Raw genomic sequence first — 513 nt, forward strand, 5'->3', positions numbered from 1 at the left:
TCGGTGCAATCGCTTCAATTGTTTTCTGCTTCGATTTAAAATTCATCCATGATGGTGCATCAACTACATTTATCTTGATACCTGATAAAGATAGCTCCGATATATTTTGGACCGATAATTCTATTACATTACCGGAGGATAAGAAAGGAACTCGATGAATTTGTTTTCCTTCATTAGTAATTTCTTGTGTGCGAGAAATTATACTCAACACAGAAATTAATATAAGTAATTTAAATAATTTCATATATTTTCTCCTTTAATAAGTCTATGACTTATCGTATATTATTTTCACAGGGACCGGGCATTACTGCCTGTGCCTCGATTTGTATATTCCCTCTTATTCTTTCATCTAATTCGATTGAACCTTTACTTGTTAATTTTAGCGGGTTGCCCGTGGGTTGTACCAACCAGTATTCTATACTGTTGCCTGATATTATATCCCAATTTATTTTCAACGGATATTTTGCATGCTTTACCTTAAAAGATATTTTTCTTTTTACTTTATCAGGTGGT

At 32.7% G+C, this 513-nt stretch carries 2 protein-coding genes; both read right to left on the bottom strand.

All coding sequences use genetic code 11. The annotated features are described in order from the left end of the window. Positions 1–244, bottom strand: a 244-nt coding sequence (locus QME58_14525) for a hypothetical protein (GenBank protein ID MDI6805026.1), incomplete at its 3' end; no start/stop codon positions are given. Between the two features lie 28 nt (positions 245–272). After that, positions 273–513 (bottom strand): hypothetical protein (locus QME58_14530; protein ID MDI6805027.1); only part of this gene is annotated, 241 nt, incomplete at its 5' end.

Source organism: Bacteroidota bacterium (genome assembly GCA_030017895.1).
Taxonomy (GTDB): domain Bacteria; phylum Bacteroidota; class Ignavibacteria; order UBA10030; family BY39; genus JASEGV01.